Below are 18,234 nucleotides of genomic sequence, written 5' to 3'. Positions count from 1 at the left end.
TCAGCCGGTGATCACCTTGCCGAGGGTGTGCATCGCCGTCTCCAGCTGCGCGTCCGACAGGTACGGCGCCGGGCCGAAGCGCAGGTACTGCCCCCGGCTGTCGGTCCTGACGCCGTGCTCGGCCAGCGCCGCCCGCAGCCCGGCGGCGTCGGCGCAGCGCAGCGAGAGGAACCCGCCGAGCATCCCGAGTGGCGTCTCGCGGTCGCGGGTGACGACGTCTTCCGGCAGCGCGAGCTGGTCGAACACCGACGCGAGCAGCCCCACCTGGTGCTGGGACACCTGGCGGAGGAACTCCGGCGTGAGGCCCTGCTCGGCGAAGAACCGCTGGACCCGGACGCCGCGGTAGTGGCTCGCCGGGTCGTAGGTGGCGCCGGCGAACCGGTCGCCGCCGATGGCGTAGGGCACCTGGCCGGGGTGGCGCTCGTCGGCCAGCGCGCCGAACTTGGCGTACCAGCCGGTGATCACCGGGCGCAGCTCCTGGGCGTGCGCGGGCAGCCGCAGGAAACAGTTGCCCTCGCCCAGCTGCAGGTACTTGTAGCCGCCGCCGAGCACCCAGGCGTTGGTGAGCCCGAGGTCGTGCAGCGCGAACGGGACGACGCCGAGCGCGTGGTAGGCGTCGACGACGAGCTCGATCGAGCGGCCGCGGCAGACGTCGGCGAGGTGCGCCAGCCCCGGGACCAGCCTCGACGTCTCGAACAGCACCGCGGACACGAGCACGGCGGCGGTGTTGCCGTCGACCTCGCCGGCGACGCGCTCGGCGAGCGTCGTCACCGGGTCCAGGGGCACCCGGACGACCTCGACACCCTCCTCTTCGAGGCGGGCGAGCTGACGGCGCAGCGTGTGGAACTCGCCGTCGGTGGTGACGAGCCGCGGGCGCCGCGGCAGCTCCAACGCGGACAGGAAACGGAGCACCAGGTCGTGCGTGCTGGCGCCGAGCGCGTACTCGCCGTGCGGGTCGCCGAGCAGCAGGCGGAAGCCCGCGCGCAGCTGGTCCGCCTTCGCGAAGGCGCGCTCCCACTTGCCGTCGACGTCGCGGGCGGCGTCCGCGAAGGACTCCAGGAGCCCCTCCTCGGCGACGTCCGGCCAGGCCTGGTGCGAGTGCCCGGAGAGCAGGAGGCGGTCGGCCACCGCGAACCGGGTGTAGTGCGCGGCGAGGCTGTTGGCGTCCGCGCGCAGGTCGTCCAAAGTGGTCACAGTCGGCTCCGTACGGCCCAGAGATCCGGGAACATCGGCTGGAAAAGCGTGGTACGCAGGTAAGTCGCGCCGGATGATCCTCCCGTCCCGGTCTTGTCGCCGATGGTGCGTTCGACCATCTTCACGTGCCGGTAGCGCCACTCCTGCATCCCTTCGTCGAGATCGACCAGACACTCCGCGACGACCGAGGGTCCCCCGTCGTCGCTGTACACGTCCAGCAATATCGCCTGCAGGGCCGGGGACGGCTCCACCGGTCGAGTGACGTCTCGGTCACACTCGACCGCATAGCCAGAAACCTTGAGGTACGCGAGAAAAGAGTCGAACAACGACGGCCGCGCCATCGCGTCGGCAATGCGTTTCCGCTGCTCGCCGTCCTCGGGGTAGTGCGCGAACACGCGCTCGTCACGCCGCCCCAGCACCGCCTCCAGCTCGCGGAACTGGGCCGACTGGAAGCCGCTCGAAGCGTCCAAACGGGCGCGGAAGCCGGCGAACTGACTGGGTGTCATGGTTTCCAGCACGTCGATCTGCGCGACCGCGACCTTGAGGATGGTCAGGATGCGGCGCAGCGTGCGGATGGAGTGCGCGGTCTTGCCCTGTTCGAGGTTCGCCTGGAGGAAGGCGGCTTCGTGCAGGATCTGCTTGAACCACAGCTCGTACACCTGGTGGATCACGATGAACAGCAGCTCGTCGTGCTCGTCGGACCGCAGGCGCTGCGCGTTCAGCACTTCGTCCAGCCCGAGGTACGAGGTGTAGCTCAGAGCTTCCTGGGTCGCTTGGCTGGGTTCGGTCATCCTCGGGTCACCTCGTCGAAGTGGCGTTGCGCGGGGCGCGCGAGCGCGGTGTACAGATCGTGGAACAGCTCGACCGCCGCCGCCCGGCGGTCCGGGGCGGGCACCAGGTCGGCGGGTAGTTCCGGGTCGAGCGACGGGAACATCCGGAAGGTGTGCACCAGCCGGGTGCGCACCTCGAACGCCTCGGCGTCCGGCGGCTCCCGGCCCGCGTACCCGCCGAACTGACCGACGAACGCGGCGTACCGCGCGGCCAGGTCGTCGAGGTCCCAGGCCCGGCCGGCGAACCGGCGGACGTCCAGCGCGGCCGACGGGCGGCCGAGCAGCAGCCCGGCGTGCTCGGTGACGTCGAGTTCGCCGAGCAGGGCGACGACCTCGGCCTCGCGGTCGTGCGGGGCGATCCAGGTGCCGTCCTGGTAGGGCCCGAAGCCGAGAAACCGCAGCCGCCTGACCAGGCGTTCCCTGGCCTGGCGACGGCTCTCCGGGATGCTCTGCCACAGCACCGTCCACTCGCCGGCGGCGCGCTCGCGGCGGCCGAGGGAGAAGATCCGCCGGTCGCCATCGGCGAGCAGCGCGATGGAGCGCCGGGTCAGCGAGTAGTGCACGGTGCGGCCTTCGCGGTGGCGCTGCAGCAGGCCGCGGCGCACCAGGCGGGTGAGCGCGATCCGGGCGGCGCCGTCGGAGAAGCCCAGCTCGGCGAGCACCGCGACCAGGCCACCCGACCACACCCGGCGGGTCTCGCGCGGGTGCACGTAGCTGCCCAGCAACGTCACGACCAGCTCCTGGGGGCCGGCTTCGAAGGCATCGGTGGGCATGGGCGCAACTCTATACACCTCAGGTCGCTGCGGTGTAGCTTGATTTGCGTGACGTACTTCGCGGACCTCAGCTCGCGTCAGGTCGCCGCGGTCGCTTCGGGTGAGCGCGTGCCGGTGCTGCTGCTTCCGCTCGGCGCGGTCGAGCCGCACGGTCCGCACGCGCCACTGGGGACCGACCCGCTCATCTCGCGCGGGATGTGCGAGCGCGCGGCGTCCCGCTTGGCCGCCGATGAGGACGTCCGCGTGCTGGTCCTCCCCGAGGTGCCCTACGGCGTGACGCGGTTCGCGGCCGGGTTCGCCGGGGGCATCCACATCGGCGAGGAGACGCTGCACGCGCTGCTCGTCGACATCGGCGCGGCGCTGATCGGCCAGCGGTTCCGGCGGATCCTGCTGGTCAACAACCACTTCGAGCCGGCGCACCTGGTCACGCTGCGGCGCGCGGTGGAGACGCTGAACTTCGCCTACGACGGGCGAGTCGCCCTGCTCGACCTGGTCCGGCGGCGGCACGCGGAGCGGCTCACCGACGAGTTCCGGTCCGGCGAGTGCCACGCCGGGCGGTACGAGACGTCGCTGGTGCTCGCCGACCGGCCCGAGCTGGTCGACCAGGCGCTGATGCGGACGTTGCCGCACGTGCCGGTCAGCTTGGCCGCCGCGCCTTCCGACGGGGGTTTCCGCGAGCTGGGCATGACCGAGGCGTACTGCGGCAAGCCCGCGGAAGCGACCGCGGCCGAAGGGGAAGAGACCTTCTCGACGTTGACCGACCTGCTGGTGGAAGCGATCCGGGAGCTGGCCCGTGAGTGAGCCGTTCAACCTCGCCACGTACTTCCTCGACCGGCGCGTGACCGCGGGCCGCGGCGACCGGACCGCCCTGTACGTCGGGGACCGTTCCGTCAGCTACGCGTCGCTCGCGGCGCTGGCGAACCGCGCCGGGAACGTGCTGCGCGACGCCGGCGTCCGGCGAGGACAACGGGTGCTGCTGGCGCTGAGCGACGGCGAAGAGTTCGTCGCGACCTGGTACGGCGCCCAGAAGATCGGCGCGGTCACCGCCGAGGTCTACCCGTTCCTGCAGCCCAAGGACTACGCGTACTACCTCGGCTACACCGAAGCCGTCGCGGTCCTCGCGGACGCCGTCACGCTGCCCGCGCTGCGCGCCGCGGGCGCGACCGGGCTGCTGGTCACCGGCGTCCCCGCCGACGAGCTGCTTCCCGGTGAGCGTCCATTCCGGACACTGCTCGACGCGGCGCCCGAGGTTCTGGAAGCGGCACCGACCACTGTGGACGACGTCGGGATCTGGAAGTTCACCACCGGCAGCACGGGCGCGCCCAAGGCGTGCGTGCATCCGCTGCGCAGTCCGCTCGAAAGCTTCGAGCGCTACGCTGTCGGGGTCCTCGGCCTGCGCGAGGACGACACTGTCCTGGCCGTGCCGAAGCTGTTCTTCGGCTACGCGCGCGACCTGGTGGCGTTGTTCCCGTTCGGCGTGGGCGCGGCCGGGATCGCCTTTCCCGAGCGCAGCACGGCGGACCTGATGTTCGAGCTGATCGCTCGCTACCGGCCGACCGTGCTGGTCAACGTGCCGACGATGATGAGCGCGATGGTCGCCCACCCGGCCGCGGCCGAGCAGGACCTGAGCTGCCTGCGGATGACGACTTCGGCGGGCGAGGCACTGCCCTCGGAGCTGCACCGCAAGTGGGACGCGGCCTTCGGCGTGCCGGTGGTGGACGGGATCGGCTCGTCCGAGGCGTACCACATCTACCTGTCGAACCGGCCGGGCGCCGCCCGCGTCGGCACGCTGGGGACGCCCGTTCCCGGCTACCGCGCCGAGGTCGTCGACGAGCTCGGGAACCCGTTGCCGGACGGGGAAATCGGGCCGCTGCGCGTCACCGGGCCGACGATCGCGCTAGAGTACCACGGCGATCCCGGGAAGTCGGCGCGCACGTTCGACGGCGACACGCTGACGTCGGGCGACCTGTTCAGCCGGTCTCCGGACGGGTACTTCCGCCACCACGGCCGGGCGGACGCGCTGCTCAAGGTCGGCGGCGTGTTCGTCGCGCCCGGCGAGATCGAGGACTGCCTGCTCGGACACCCTTCGGTGGTGGACTGCGCGGTGGTCGGCCACGAGGTCGACGGCCTGGTCGTGCCGCGCGCGTACGTCGTGGTGCGCGCTCCGGTGCCGGCCGACGAGCTTCAGCGACACGCGAAAGCCCACCTGGCCAAGCACAAGTACCCCCGCGAGGTGGTCTTCATGACGGAACTCCCCCGCACGGCCAACGGAAAGCTCGACCGGCGCGCCCTGGCGGCCCACCCGTGAGCCGCCGGGTGGTGGTCACCGGCGGCACGCGCGGCATCGGCGCGGCGATCGCGGACCGCTTCCGCTCGCTCGGCGACACGGTGCTGGCGCCGGGCCGCGCGGACTGCGACGTGACCTCGGAGGAAGCGGTGGCGGCGTACTTCGCGACGGTGGGCCCGGTGGACGTGCTGGTCAACAACGCCGGGATCTCTTCGAGTGCCCCGGTTTCCCGGACTTCGCTGGACGACTGGCGCTCGCAGTTCGAGGCGAACGCGACGGGCGCGTTCCTCTGCACGCGCGCGGTGCTGGACGGGATGCGCTCGCGCGACAGCGGCCGGATCGTCACGGTGGCGTCGACGGCCTCGCACGTCGGCTACCGCTACACGGCGGGGTACACGGCGTCGAAGCACGCGGCGGTGGGCTTCATGCGCGCGGTGGCGGCGGAGCTGGCCGGCACGGGCGTGACGGCGAACGCGGTGTGCCCGGCGTTCGTCCGCACGGACATGACGGCGACCTCGGTGGAGCGGATCGTGTCGCGCTCGGGACGTTCCGCTGCGGAGGCGGAAGCGGCACTGGCGGCGGCGTCCCCGCTCGGCCGGCTGCTGGAGCCGTCGGAAGTGGCGTTCGCGGTGTCCTTCTTGGCGGCCCCGGAAGCCGCCGCGATCAACGGCCAGACCCTCGTACTCGACGGCGGAGGAATCCAGTCATGAGCCCGTTCCGCGCAACCGCCCCGCTGACTCGCGAATGGGAGCACTTCGGCTTCGCCGTGGCCGACGGGGTGGCGACGGTGACGTTCACGCGTCCTGCGAAGCTCAACGCGCTGACGTTCGAGGTGTACGCGGATCTGCGGGACCTGGTGCTGGAGCTGCCGCAGCATTCTGATGTTCGGGTCCTGGTGATCACGGGCGAGGGCCGCGGGTTCTGTTCCGGCGGCGACGTCGAGGAGATCATCGGCGAGCTGCAGAAGTTCGAGACGGCGGAACTGCTGGAGTTCACCCGGATGACGGGCGCGGTGGTGAAGGCCCTGCGCGAGTGCCCGCTCCCGGTGATAGCGGCGGTGAACGGAGTGGCGGCGGGAGCAGGTTCGGTGATCGCGCTGGCGAGCGACTTCCGGCTGCTGGCGGAGTCGGCGAAGTTCGCGTTCCTGTTCACGAAGGTGGGCTTGGCGGGCGCGGACATGGGATCGGCGTACCTGTTGCCGCGCCTGGTCGGTCTGGGCCGGGCGACGGAGCTGTTGATTTTGGGGGACAAGGTATCGGCGACGCGGGCCGCGGAGATCGGGTTGGCTTCGCAGGTGGTTCCGGACGCTTCGCTGGCTTCTACGGCTGCGACGCTGGCGCGGCGTTTGGCGGACGGGCCGGCGCTGGCGTACGCGACGACGAAGGTGCTGCTGACTCGTGAGCTGGACATGGACCTGGGCAGCGCGATCGAGCTGGAGGCGATCACGCAGGCGTTGTTGATGACGGCTAAGGACCACAAGGAGTTTTACGCGGCCTGGTCCGCGGGCCGGGAGCCGCGCTGGACGGGCCGTTAGCTGCGGCCGGAGGAGCTGCAAGCACGAGACCCGACCAGCCGACGAACCCCAGACGGCAGGCCGGGCGCTCTGTCGGAAAGCTGCGAGCGCGAGGCTCGGGTGACCCGTTAGCACGGCTTCTCCGAGGTTTGTGAGCGGTCGAAATCCTGCCGGGCCTTCACCCCTGTGGGGAGTTTCGGGTTTGGGCGTGGGTTTGGGCCCGCAGCCGTTGGGCTGCAGGCCTTTCCCGTATTCGGCTGGCTCAGGCTGTGAATGGGAGTGGTTCGTGGAGGTTGTTGCGCCTGGGCTTTCGGCGACGGTCGATGAATACCGGTGGGAGGAATTCGGGGAGGCCGTCGGTGGCGATGCGGACTTCCCAGCCGGATCGGTGCAGGAGCCGGTGGTGGTGGGCGCACATCAGCACGAGGTTGGTGAGGTTGGTGGGGCCGCCGTCTGCCCAGTGGCGGATGTGGTGGCCTTGACAGTGCCGGGGTGGCCGATGACAGCCGGGGAAGGCGCAGCCTCGGTCGCGGAGGAAGAGGGCTCGGCGGAGTCCGGCGGAGATGAGGCGGCGGAGTCGGCCGAGGTTCAGCGGTTCGCTCTTGTCGCCGAGCACCGCGGGGATGATCATGGCGTCGCAGGCATGCACCCTTGCTTCGGCCGCGGTCATGGTGCCGGTGTCGCCGAGGGTGGCCTTGCCGAGGCCGGATTTCAGGTCGTTCAGGGAGACCGCGACCATGACGTGGGCGCGTTCCCCGGCCTGCATCGGCAACTCCGGAGAGTTGAGTGCAAGGTCGACGGCATCGGAGAAAGCATCGCCGTAGCGCTGCGGCAACGTGCGGAAGTCGGGGCCGTCATCGCCGGTACGGCGTTCGGCCAAAGCGTCGAGGAGGGCGTGGGCGCGGGTGCCGGTTTCGTCGTCGAACCGGCCGCTCAGTTCCCAGATCCCGGTTCTTTTACGACGGAGGAACAGCTCCCGGGTGGGGGCGGCGGGTTCAGTGTCGTCGGGGGCGGGCCCGTCGGGGATGAGGTGGGCGAGGATGCGGGCACCGAGGGCGGCGACCTGCTTGTGCCCGGCCTCCTCGGCAAAAGCCACCAGGTTGGCCTCGGCACTCACACAATGCTCGGGCGGAACCTGAGCCAGCACAGAGGTGATCACATCGATCATCGGGTTACTCAACCGCCCCGCCCGAGCCGCAACACCAGTGGCGGGGGCCAGAGCAGGGATCGGGGAGCCGTCGAGGTTGCGGCCCGGATTCAGCAGGCGGGCACGTTTGATCAACCGTTCCGCGGCCGACTTCGGCTCATCGGCCAGATGCTCCAACAGCCGGGCAGCGGAGCGGTAGCCGAACAGCTCCATCACCCCGCGCTGTTCGATTTCCACCAGCAGGGCCCCGAGTTCGGCCTCCGCAGACCGCATGCGCGCGACCAGCTCGCCGATGCGGTCGGCAAGAGCCACCGCCTCGGAAGAGAGAGCCGCGTTGCTGGTCATATCTCCAAGCTACCGGCGATCGAACACAGTGACATCACTCGATCGGGCAAGAAAACCACAGCCTTGTCCGCAACGAAGAACACCGGAAACCGCTGTCAGGGAACCACTTCACCGAGCCCGATCAGATTCCCCTCGCTGTCCCGGAACCAAGCAGCCCGCTCCCCGCTCCCCTTGCTCGGGTAGTTGCCCCGAATGTCCATAACCCCACCACGCATGCCTTCGTACTCCTCGAAAACCACCCCGCGCGAGCGCAGCACGGCCACCGTCGACTCGAGGTCGTCGACGTAGAACGCCACTTGCGTGAAAGACCCGTCGGACACCCCTGTCGAGGCGTACAGGCAGAAGACGCCCGACGCGCCTTCGTACCGCAACCCGCCTTCGCGTTCCTCGACGGCTTCGAGGCCCAGTTTCTCCGCGTACCACCGCCGGGCGCGGGCGAGGTCCTGGGTGGGGATGCGCGCTTCGATCCGGATGTCGCTCAGCATCACCCGATGGTAGGCGTCACCGCGATCGCCGACTCCTCCAAAGAGCCGAAATACAGCCGGCCGCGCCACTCGCGGACGCCCACCAGCATGCGGAAGCCCGGGATCTCTCCCCGATACGAATGGACCACTCGGCCGTCCGGTGCGACGCCCAGCACGCCGACCTCGCGTCCCGGACGCGGCTGCAACGATGTCGGCAGCCGCCGGATTCCGGCCCGCACGAAGGCCGGCAAGCGGCGGGCCACGTCCAGTGCCGCCACGCGGGGTGATGCCTGTGTGATCCAGATCAGGCCGTCCGTGCCCGTGGCGATGTTGTCCGGGAAGCCCCCCAGACCGTCCACGAAGACGTCGGACCTGCCGTCGTCGAGCCACACTCGCGACACGCGGCAGGCACCCGTCTCCGCCACCGCCACGAACGACTCGTCCGGGGCCAGTGCGACGCCGTTCGCGAACTGGAGGCCGTCGAGGAGCAGGTCGATCGAACCGTCCGGGGTGCGGCGCAGCAGGCGGCCGCCCGCCGTTTGCTCGATCAGGTCGTCGCGCCAGTTGGCTATGCCGAAGCGGCGGGACGAATCCGTGAAGTAGATCGTTCCGTCCGCCGCCACCGCCGCGTTGTTGCAGAACACGAAGTCCAGGCCCAGCGCGGAAGTCGCCAGCACCGACGGCGAGCCGCCCGGCAGCGGCACCACCAGCAGCCCGGCGCGGGCGTCGCAGATCAGCAGCTCGTCGTCGCCGTACAGCTCCAGCCCGAGCGGGCGGCCACCCGTGTCCGCGATGACGTCGATGCGCTGCCCGTCGGGTGACAGGCGCAGGATCCGGCCGTCGTCGACGCCGGTGTAAACGCGGCCCTCGGCGTCGACGACGACGTCCTCCGGGCCGTGGCCGTTCACCGGGTACAGCGTGACCTCGCCGAACTGCATCAAGGCTCCTATCGGTAGGTGAGCAGCGACGCCGCGTCCGCCTCGAAGTGCGGGTGCTCGTTGAACGACAGCAGCGTGACGCCGCCGCGGCCGGACACCAGCTTCGTGATCCCGCCGTTGACCGTGACGCGGTTGAGCTTGAGCAGGCCGGCCTCGGGCGTCCCCATGAGCAGCCCGCAGATCGTCGCGATCACGCCGCCGGAGGTGAACACGACCGCGTGCTCGCCCTTGCCCAGCGACGCCACCAGGTCCGAAAGCGCGTCGCGGCAGCGCGCCAGGAACATGGGCCACGTCTCGGCGCACGGCCCGTCGGCGCCGGCCGTCGTCCAGGCGGTGAGCGCCGCGTCCAAAACGCCTTGGTAGGCCCGCGAATCCTCCTGCGGCGCGCCGCCGGCGTGGTGGAGCGCGATGTCGACGTGGTCGTACTCGTTCCAGCGCGGGTCCTCGACCACCTGGACGTCGGTGCCGAGCGCCTTCAGCGCCGTGGCCGCGGTGTCGCGCTGCCGGGCCAGCGAACCCGACCGGACCTGGCTGAAAACCACCCCGCGCCGCAGCAGTTCCGCACCGACCACAGTGGACTGGTCGAAGCCGCGCGGGGACAGCGCGTCGTAGTCGGCCGCGCCGAACGACGCCTGGCCGTGGCGGACCAGGTAGATCGCGCCCACTACACGCTCCCCTTCGCGATGATCTCGCGGCAGCGCCAGTCCAGGTACCCGACGAACTGCCAGAAGTCCTTGAACGCCGGGTTGCGGGTGCCGCCGTCGCGGTAGCGGCGGTACAGCTGCTGCAGCACCGCCGCCAGCCGGAACAGGCCGTAGACCTCGTAGAACCGCCAGTCGCCGACGGACAGCCCGGTCTTCTCGGCGTACCGCGCGACGAACTCCTCGCGGGTGAACATGCCGGGCAGGTGGGTCGGCTGGCGGCGGCTGGTGTGCATGACGTCGTCGTCGCCGGCCTGGACCCAGTAGGCGAGCATGCTGCCCAGCTCCATCAGCGGGTCGCCGAGCGTGGCCAGCTCCCAGTCGAGGACGCCGGTGATGTTCAGCGTCGACGGACCGTCGAGGACCAGGTTGTCGAGCCGGTAGTCGTTGTGGATCAGGCAGATCCCGACCTCGCCGGGCTGGTTCGCGGCCAGCCACTCGCGCACCTCGGCGAAGTCGCCGACGTTGTCCGTCCGTGCCGCGACGTACCGCTCCGACCAGCCGCGGATCTGCCGCTCGACGTACCCCGCGCCCTTGCCGAGGTCGGCGAGGCCCGCCTTGCCGACGTCGACGGCGTGCAGGTCGACCAGCCGGTCGACGACCCGGCCCGACAGCTCGCGCGCCTGCCCCGGCGTCAGCGTCAGCCCCGGCGGCAGGTCGCCGCGCAGGATCAGGCCGTCCAGCTTCTCCATGACGTAGAAGTCGCCGCCGAGCACGGCCGGGTCGTCCCCGAACGCCACCATCCGCGGCACGTACGGGAACACCGGCCGCAACGCGTGCTGGACGCGGTACTCGCGCCGCATGTCGTGCGCCGACGCCGCTTTGTGCCCGGCGGGCGGGCGGCGCAGGATCAGCTCGCGGTCCGGGTAGGTCAGCAGGTACGTCAGGTTGGACGCGCCGCCGGGGAACTGCCGGACGTGCGGTGGTGCGTCCCCGAGGCCCTCGACCTTCGCGCTCAGCCAGGTGTGCACCGCGGCCGCGTCGAAGGCGTCCTCCGCGCGGACCTCGACCGGGGCGTTCACGCGAACTTCCGCAGCAGCCCGGCCGGCACCACGCGCATCACGACGCTCAGCGGCACCCACGGCCACGCCGGCACGTAGGCGCGGCGCGGTTCGGCCTCGATCGCCTTGGCCAGCGCGCGAGCGCCGGTCTCGGCCTTGGCCAGCAACGGGTTCCGGCCGATCCGGTCGTTCATCTCCGACTCGATGTAGCCGGGCCGGACGTCGGTGACGGCGATGCCCTTGCGCTTCAGCTCGATCCGGGTGCCGTCGACGAACGCCGAGATCCCGGCCTTCGACGCGGCGTACGCGGTGAGCTTGCCCGGGAACGGGCGAAGCGCACTGAACGAGGAGATGACGGCGAGGTGGCCGGCGCCCTGCTCGCGGAAGATGCCGGCGGCGGCCTCGACCTGGGCGGCGGCCGCGACGAAGTTGACCTCGAGGGTCTGCCGGTTGGCGTCGAACCGGCCGGTGCCGACCCGCTGCCCCTTCCCGAGCCCGGCGTTCACAATCACCCGGTCGAGGGACCCGAGCTCGGCGCGGAACTCCTCGAAGACCGCGAAGACGCGGTCGTGGTCGGTGACGTCGAGGGTGCGCGTGACGACCTTGATCCCCGGGTGCGCCGCGGTCAGCTCGGCGGCCAGCTTCTCGAGCCGTTCGGTGCGCCGCGCGCAGAGCGCCAGGTTGCGCCCCTTCGCCGCGAACTGCCGGGCCATGCCCTCGCCCAACCCGCTGCTGGCGCCGGTGATCAGGATGTTCTTGCGAAGGACCATGGCCCGGATGCTACCCGGTGGTAACAAGACCGGTGGCCCGGCGCTGGGGGCGTCGCCGGGCCACCGGTCATCGCGCGGCCACACCGGCCGGTCGCACAACTCGACCGGGTGAACCGGAGCCGGAACCGCTCGCGCGGCCGGTCGCACCTGCGCCCGGGTGGGCCGTGAGGGGAGGCGGTGCCACCGGCGCAGGCAAGTCATACAAGCGCGTCCGTCCAGGCCGGGGCAATGGTTCACAGTTGCCAGTACTAGCCCGTTCGCCCGAGTGGCCGTCCCCGGCGGCACGGCCGAAGAGGGGCGCGGAGAGCGCGGGGAAAACTGCTAACGTGCTCCGTGTCGGGGATCGTCGGGGGACGGCATGGGGCGGGTCGGGGTTTCAGCGATGGTGGGCAGCGCGGTGGGTGACGGCCAGGAGAGCGGGCGCACCGAATTCGCCATCCAGCTGCGCGCGGCCATCGCCACCAGCGGGCTGTCGCTCGACCGGATCCAGGCGCGGCTGCGGGCCCGCGGCGTCGTCGTCAGCGTGACCGCGCTCAGCTACTGGCAGTCGGGCAAGCGGCAGCCGGAGCGGCAGAGCTCGCTTTCGGCCGTCCGCACGCTCGAAGAAATCCTCGACGTCCCCGCCGGGGCCCTGCTCGGGTTGCTGCCGCCGCCCCGGCCCCGCGGCGGCGCCGGCAAGCGCCAGGCCGGCGGCGAGCCGATGTCGTTCCCGCGCGAGGTGCTGCAGCCGCTGCTGGAGAAGGTCGGGGCGCCGCACGCGCTCGACCGCCAGCAGCCGCTGAAGATGGTCGGGCTCCACGACCTGTGCGAGATCGCCGCGGACGGCGGCCAGCGCGCGGTGACGGCGCGGGCGGTGTTCCAGGCCGCGGCGGACGGCCAGGACCGCTGGCTGCTGGTGTACACGCAGGACGACCCGGCCGCGGGCGTACCCGAGCTGCACGCGGTGCGCAACTGCCGGGTCGGCCGCGCCGAGATCGACGAGTCGCACGGCCTGCTCGTCGCCGAGCTGCTCTTCGAGCAGCCGATCAACCGCGGCGAGACGCACCTGATCGAGTACACGCTGACCAACGGCGGGCCGCCGTTCCCGGAGTGCCGCAACACCCACTACCGCGAGTTCCGCCGCCCGGTGCGCGAATACCTGCTGGAGGTCAGGTTCGCCCCGGGCACGGCCCCGGACCGCTGCTGGCAGTACTCGCGCAACGGGGCTACCGGCACGCTGGCCCGCCGAGCCCTCAAGCTCGACGGCGCGGACGGCGTCCACGCGGTGACGTTCGACTTCGGCCCGGGCGTGTTCGGCATCGACTGGGACTGAGCTCACTCAGCCCAGCCGGGCCGCGGCGAGGGTGGCCAGCTCGGTGCGGTTGGCGATGCCGAGCTTCGCGTAGACGTGCGCCAGGTGCGTCTTGACCGTGCCGCGGCTCATGAACAGCCGGGTGCCGATCTCCGGGTTCGTGCAGCCCTCCGCCGCCAGCTTCACCACCTCCAGCTCGGTCGGTGTCAGGCTGCCCCAGCCGCTCGACGGCCTGCCGCGGGTGCCGCGGGTCCGGCGGACGAACGCGACCACGTCGTCGAGGCCCATCGGCGGCTCGGACGTCTCCAGGCCGAGCGCGTCCAGCTCCGCCTGTGCGGACGGACGGCGGGGCGCCCCCAAAGCGGCCCGGGCCCGCGTAGCCGACACGAACACGCGTGCGGCGTCGGCCTCGCGGCCGGTGCGGGCGAGCAGGCTCGTCAGCGCGTCGAGGCCGGCCAGGACGCCCAGCCGGAGGCCGTGCTCGAGACGCAGGTTCAGGGCTTCGTGGTGGAGCTCGGCGGCCTGCTCCGGCTCCGCGAGGCAGCCCTGCTGGTCCAGGGCTTCGGCCAGGGCCGACGGCAACGACCAGCGCCGCGTGAGGTCGACGGCGGTGGCCAGCACCTCCGCGGCCTCGTCGACCCGGCCGAGCGCGCGCAGCACGGCGCCGCGCTCGGGGAGTCCCTGTGCGGCCATGTACGTGCCGGGCACGGCTTCGCGCTCGAACCAGCGCAACGCCTCTTCGAACTCGCCTCGCCGCCAATGCAGCTCGCCCAGCACGCCCGCCATGCCGGGTACAAAGACGTCGCCCGCCGTTTCGAGCAGCCGCAGGAACGGTTCCATCACGCGGAACCCGGCGTCGACGTCGCCGGCCGCGCAGTGCACCAGCGCCAGGCGGCACAACGTCGTGTTGACGCGGTGGAAGTCCCCCAGTGGCGCCGCGACGTCGACGGCTCGGAAGGCCAGCTCCCGTGCCCGCGGCAGGTCCGCCGCGGCCAGCGCGCTCGCCGACTGCACACTGAGGACGGTCGAGGCGAGCCCGCGGTCGCCGCGCCGGAGCAGTCCCTCGGCCGCTTCGGCGAGCAGCGGTGCCGCTTCGGTGTGGCGGTCGCGGACGGTCCGGATGATTCCGCGCAGCATCAGCGCGCTGTCCCGGGCGAAGCCGTCGGCCTCCTTCCCGGCTTCGACGGCGAGGTCCCAGGCGGTGTCCAAGTCCGTGTACAGGTGGCCGAGCGCCGTCAGCGTGAGACACCGCGCGCGCAGGCCCGCTTCGCCGAGTTCGGTGGCCAGGGCCAGGCCCTGCCGCGCGGCTTCGAGGTCGAACGGCGCCGTCGTGTCCGCGACCAGGCCCATCCCGGTCAGCAGCCGGGCCTGCAGCGGCGTCCGGTCGTCCGGGCACCGGGCGACCGCGCGCTGGAGGTACGCCAGGCCCTCGTGCCCCTGGCCGCGCAGGTTCCACAGCCACGCGGCGGCGGCGGCGAGCCGGCGGCCCCGGTCCGGGTCCTCCCGCGTCAGCCCCCATTCCAGGGCCGCGCGCAGGTTGTCGCGCTCGGGCTCGATCCGCGCCCGCCAGGCGTCCTTGTCGCGGTCGAGCTCGGGCTCGGCGGCTTCGGCCAGCGCCAGGTAGTGGTCGAGGTGCCGGTCGCGGACGGCGTCGGTCTCCCCCGCCTCGGCCAGCCGGGCCGCCGCGTACTCGCGCAGCGTCTCCAGCAGCCGGTAGCGGCCGTCTTCGGCCAGCACCAGGGACTTGTCGACGAGCCGGCCGAGCGCGGGCAGCACGGCCGGCCCACCCGCCGCGGCCAGGGTGAACCCGCCGGCGAACACCGCGAGCCGCCGGAACACCACACGGTCGTCCTCGTCGAGCTGGTCGTGGCTCCACGCGAGGGAGCCTTCGAGGGTCCGCTGCCGCGCCGGCACCCCGCGTGGGCCGCGGGTGAGCAGGGCGAACCGGTCGTCGAGGCCGGTGTCGATCTGGTGCGGGGTCAGGGTCCCGAGCCACGCCGCGGCCAGCTCGACGGCCAGGGGGATGCCGTCGAGCCGCGTGCAGATCGACCGGACTGCGGCCGCGCTGGAGGCGTCCAGGGTGAACAGCGGCCGGACCGCGCCCGCGCGCTCGACGAACAGCGCGACAGCGTCCTCGACGGCCAGCGGCGGCACCCGCCACACCGTCTCCCCCGGCACGCCCAGCGGCTCCCGGCTGGTCGTCAGCACGGCCACCTCGGGGCAGGACCGCAGCAGCTCGACCGCGACTTCGGCGGCGCCGTCGAGGACGTGCTCGCAGTTGTCGAGGCAGAGCAGCACGCGCCGGTCGCGCAGTTCCGTCGCGACCGAGCGCGCCGCGCCGACCTGGGGTTCCACGGGCACGCCGAGCGTGGCGGCGACCCGCTCGGCGACCTCGGTGACGGCGTCGAGCTCCACCCACCAGACGCCGTCGGGCCACTCCGTGCTCGCGGCGACCTGCGCGGCGAGCCGCGTCTTGCCGCTGCCGCCGGCCCCGGCGAGGGTGACCAGGCGCGTCCCGGCGAGCTGCCGCCGGACGTCGTGGACCTCGGCGTCGCGGCCGACGAAGCCGGTCAGCTGCACCGGGAGGTTGTTCGGGACGGCGTCGAGCGAGCGCAGCGGCTCGGGCGTCCCGCCCAGCTGGAAGATCCGCTCGGGCGCGGTGAGGTCCGGCAGGCGGTGGACGCCGAGGTCGTGCAGCTCGACGGCGTCCCCGAGGGCCGCCGCGGTGCGCGCCGACACGAGGACGCGGCCCTCGGCCGCCAGCGCGCGCAGCTGTTCGCAGCGGCGCACGGCCGGGCCGGTGGGCGTGCCGTCGTCGCGGATCAGGACGTCCCCGGTGTGCACGGCCGCCGGGCCGCCGGTCAGGGCCGTGAGGGCCGCTTCCGGGCTCGTGAAGACGACCGGGGCGGCGGCGCCGGCGCAGAGGATGGTGACCGTGCCGCCCGGGAGGAGTTTCGTCGCAGTCATGGCCCGGCCAGTCTGCCAGCGGATCTCGGCCAGGTGGCCGATGTTGCGCTACCCCGCGCCTGCGACCTTCGAAGCCGTGGAGACGTTCGAGGAGCTGCTGGCCCGCTGGCGGGACGCCGACGCGGGCGGCGACACCGAGGCACTGGCGCCGCTGCTCGCCGACGGCTTCCGCGGCGACGGCCCGGCCGGGCGCGTGCTCGGCAAGGCCGGCTGGCCCGGCCGCGTCCCGGCGGGCGCGTTCCGGTGGACGCGCCTGCAGGTGACGCAGTCGGTGGGCGTCGCGACCGGGCACCGCGACGGCGTCGCCTGCACGGTGGTGGCCGAGCGCCGGGACGGACGTTGGCGGGTCGTCAACGTCCAGTGTGGGTCATGACAGCTTGGTGCGCAGGACCTTTCCGGTCGCGTTGCGCGGCAGCTCGTCCAGGAACTCGACGTCCCGGGGGACCTTGTACCGGGCCAGGTTCGCCTTGACGTACTCGCGGATCTCGTCGGCGTCGAGGTCGGCGCCTTCGGCTTTCACCACGAACGCCTTGAGCCGCTGGCCGAACTCCGGGTCCTCGACGCCGATCACCGCCGCCTCGATCACGTCTTCGCGCTCGACCAGGAGGTTTTCCACCTCGATCGGGAACACGTTCTCGCCGCCGGAGACGATCATCTCGTCGTCGCGGCCGTCGATGAACAGCAGGCCGTCTTCGTCGAAGTGGCCGACGTCGCCGCTGGAGAGCAGGCCGTCGATGATCTCCTTGTGGCGGCCGTCGGTGTAGCCGCCGAAGCTGAGCCCGCTGCCGACGAACACGCGGCCGGTGACGTGCGGCTCGGTGATCTTCTCGCCCTTTTCGTCGTACAGCGCCACTTTGCAGCCGACCGGGGCGCGGCCGACCGTGCCCGGCGCCTTCGCCCAGTCCTCCGGCGTCGCAACCGTCGCCACCGCGACCTCGGTGGAGCCGTAGAGGTTGTGCACGACCGGGCCGAACGCCTCGTTCGCCCGGTTGCCCAGGTCCGGCGAGAGCGCGGAGCCGGCGACGAAGATGATCCGCAACGCCGACGTGTCGTACTTCCGCCGGACGTCCTTGGGCAGGTCGACGATCCGCTGCAGCATGGTCGGCACCAGCACGAGCGCGGTGCACTTGTGCTCGGCGACGCCGCGCAGCGCCTCTTCGGGGTTGAACTTGCGCCGCATGACGACCTTCGAGCCGAGCGCGAAGGACAGGATGAACTGCGAGAGGCCGGTGCCGTGGAACAGCGGCGCGCCCATGTAGGTGGCTTCGTTCGAGCGCAGCGGGATCCGGTCGAGGAACTGCGCCGACGCCAGCGCGGAGGTGTGCGGGCGCGGCGCGCCCTTCGGCGTGCCGGTGGTGCCGCTGGTCAGCAGCACGAACCCGCCCGGCTTGGTCGGCGCGGGCCACGGCCGGTCGTCGGTGCTGGCGATGATCTCGGCGAGCACCGGGACGGTCCGGTCGGTCAGGTCGGAGCCCGGGTCGACCCAGGCGAGGTAGCGGTCGACGCCGTCGGGGATGGCGTCGAGCAGGCCGGTGAACTCCTGGTCGTAGACGATCGCCGTGACGCCTTCGCGCTTGGCGACGTCGGCCAGCTGCGGCTTGGCGAACCCGGTGTTCATCAGCAGCAGCCGGACGCCGAGCTTGCCGGACGCGGCCATCGTGATGACCAGGCCGCGGTGGTCGCGGCACAGCGCGGCGACGACCTGGCCGGGCTTGACGCCGCGCTCGGACCACGCCCTGGCCAGCGCGTTCGACTGGTCGTCGAGCTGCTTGTAGGTGAGCGGGCCGAGCTCGTCGACGATGCCGACGGCGGCCGGGTCGCGGCGGGCGGAGATGTGGTTGGCGCCGGCGAACGGGCCGAACTTCCGCAACGCGACCAGCGAGCGCACGCCCTCGTCGACCCGGGGGAAGGGGACGAGGCCCGCCCGCCGCATCACGTCGACGCTGCGCACCGTCTCGGTCACCTTGTCCGCCATCGTCGTGGCGAGCGCGACCAGGCTCATCCGGGCACCTC

At 72.0% G+C, this 18,234-nt stretch carries 17 protein-coding genes; 6 read left to right on the top strand and 11 right to left on the bottom strand.

Going from position 1 to position 18,234, the window contains the following annotated elements; translation table 11 throughout:
- From I4Q55_RS43010 to I4Q55_RS43000, 3 genes are read right to left on the bottom strand one after another with little or no spacing between them, the layout of a single operon-like run.
- Complete coding sequence (locus tag I4Q55_RS43010) at positions 1–1,194, bottom strand: kynureninase (protein WP_206796434.1); 1,194 nt, start codon at positions 1,192–1,194, stop codon at positions 1–3.
- On the bottom strand, positions 1,191–1,985 hold the full coding sequence (locus I4Q55_RS43005) for a tryptophan 2,3-dioxygenase (protein WP_206796432.1): 795 nt from the start codon (positions 1,983–1,985) through the stop codon (positions 1,191–1,193). Before I4Q55_RS43005 ends, I4Q55_RS43010 begins: the two co-directional genes overlap by 4 nt.
- Positions 1,982–2,797, bottom strand: coding sequence for a PaaX family transcriptional regulator C-terminal domain-containing protein (locus I4Q55_RS43000; RefSeq protein WP_206796431.1), 816 nt, complete (start codon positions 2,795–2,797; stop codon positions 1,982–1,984). Before I4Q55_RS43000 ends, I4Q55_RS43005 begins: the two co-directional genes overlap by 4 nt.
- 48 nt (positions 2,798–2,845) lie before the next feature.
- On the opposite strand from I4Q55_RS43000, the gene I4Q55_RS42995 reads away from it, so the two are divergent.
- The 4 genes from I4Q55_RS42995 to I4Q55_RS42980 are packed head-to-tail and all read left to right on the top strand — an operon-like array spanning position 2,846 to position 6,618.
- Positions 2,846–3,598 (top strand): creatininase family protein, encoded by a 753-nt coding sequence (locus I4Q55_RS42995; RefSeq protein ID WP_206796430.1) that lies wholly within the window; start codon positions 2,846–2,848, stop codon positions 3,596–3,598.
- A complete protein-coding gene (locus I4Q55_RS42990; RefSeq protein ID WP_206796429.1) occupies positions 3,591–5,105 on the top strand; it encodes a benzoate-CoA ligase family protein in 1,515 nt (504 codons plus the stop codon). Before I4Q55_RS42995 ends, I4Q55_RS42990 begins: the two co-directional genes overlap by 8 nt.
- Entirely contained in the window at positions 5,102–5,794 is a 693-nt protein-coding gene (locus I4Q55_RS42985; protein WP_206796428.1) for an SDR family NAD(P)-dependent oxidoreductase, read from the top strand. Before I4Q55_RS42990 ends, I4Q55_RS42985 begins: the two co-directional genes overlap by 4 nt.
- On the top strand, positions 5,791–6,618 hold the full coding sequence (locus tag I4Q55_RS42980) for an enoyl-CoA hydratase family protein (protein ID WP_206796427.1): 828 nt from the start codon (positions 5,791–5,793) through the stop codon (positions 6,616–6,618). Before I4Q55_RS42985 ends, I4Q55_RS42980 begins: the two co-directional genes overlap by 4 nt.
- A gap of 241 nt (positions 6,619–6,859) precedes the next feature.
- On the opposite strand, the gene I4Q55_RS42975 is transcribed toward I4Q55_RS42980, so the two are convergent.
- The 6 genes from I4Q55_RS42975 to I4Q55_RS42950 form a co-directional block, all read right to left on the bottom strand.
- Positions 6,860–8,089 carry an HNH endonuclease signature motif containing protein gene (locus I4Q55_RS42975; protein WP_206796426.1) on the bottom strand — a complete coding sequence of 410 codons (1,230 nt, stop codon included), beginning with the start codon at positions 8,087–8,089 and terminating at the stop codon, positions 6,860–6,862.
- Positions 8,090–8,184: 95 nt separating this feature from the next.
- Complete coding sequence (locus I4Q55_RS42970; protein WP_242547776.1) at positions 8,185–8,574, bottom strand: VOC family protein; 390 nt, start codon at positions 8,572–8,574, stop codon at positions 8,185–8,187.
- Positions 8,574–9,491, bottom strand: coding sequence for an SMP-30/gluconolactonase/LRE family protein (locus I4Q55_RS42965; RefSeq protein WP_206796424.1), 918 nt, complete (start codon positions 9,489–9,491; stop codon positions 8,574–8,576). Before I4Q55_RS42965 ends, I4Q55_RS42970 begins: the two co-directional genes overlap by 1 nt.
- An 8-nt stretch (positions 9,492–9,499) precedes the next feature.
- On the bottom strand, positions 9,500–10,156 hold the full coding sequence (locus I4Q55_RS42960; RefSeq protein ID WP_206796422.1) for a histidine phosphatase family protein: 657 nt from the start codon (positions 10,154–10,156) through the stop codon (positions 9,500–9,502).
- Positions 10,156–11,214 (bottom strand): phosphotransferase family protein, encoded by a 1,059-nt coding sequence (locus I4Q55_RS42955; protein WP_206796421.1) that lies wholly within the window; start codon positions 11,212–11,214, stop codon positions 10,156–10,158. Before I4Q55_RS42955 ends, I4Q55_RS42960 begins: the two co-directional genes overlap by 1 nt.
- The gene (locus I4Q55_RS42950; protein ID WP_206796420.1) at positions 11,211–11,963 is read right to left on the bottom strand and encodes an SDR family oxidoreductase; all 753 of its coding nucleotides are present in this window, start codon (positions 11,961–11,963) and stop codon (positions 11,211–11,213) included. Before I4Q55_RS42950 ends, I4Q55_RS42955 begins: the two co-directional genes overlap by 4 nt.
- Before the next feature lie 382 nt (positions 11,964–12,345).
- Between I4Q55_RS42950 and I4Q55_RS42945 the strand changes: the two genes are divergently transcribed.
- Entirely contained in the window at positions 12,346–13,275 is a 930-nt protein-coding gene (locus I4Q55_RS42945) for a hypothetical protein (protein WP_206796419.1), read from the top strand.
- Between the two features lie 6 nt (positions 13,276–13,281).
- Here the strand turns inward: I4Q55_RS42945 and I4Q55_RS42940 are convergent, their stop codons facing one another.
- Complete coding sequence (locus I4Q55_RS42940; protein ID WP_206796418.1) at positions 13,282–16,221, bottom strand: LuxR C-terminal-related transcriptional regulator; 2,940 nt, start codon at positions 16,219–16,221, stop codon at positions 13,282–13,284.
- A gap of 40 nt (positions 16,222–16,261) precedes the next feature.
- On the opposite strand from I4Q55_RS42940, the gene I4Q55_RS42935 reads away from it, so the two are divergent.
- A complete protein-coding gene (locus I4Q55_RS42935; protein WP_242547775.1) occupies positions 16,262–16,594 on the top strand; it encodes a nuclear transport factor 2 family protein in 333 nt (110 codons plus the stop codon).
- Here the strand turns inward: I4Q55_RS42935 and I4Q55_RS42930 are convergent.
- Positions 16,589–18,223 (bottom strand): acyl-CoA synthetase, encoded by a 1,635-nt coding sequence (locus I4Q55_RS42930; RefSeq protein WP_206796417.1) that lies wholly within the window; start codon positions 18,221–18,223, stop codon positions 16,589–16,591. The genes I4Q55_RS42935 and I4Q55_RS42930 overlap by 6 nt on opposite strands.
- Positions 18,224–18,234: the final 11 nt, after the last annotated feature.

It is taken from the genome of Amycolatopsis sp. MtRt-6 (assembly GCF_017308975.1).
Lineage (GTDB): Bacteria > Actinomycetota > Actinomycetes > Mycobacteriales > Pseudonocardiaceae > Amycolatopsis.
This window is presented reverse-complemented; position numbering and strand designations above follow the sequence as displayed.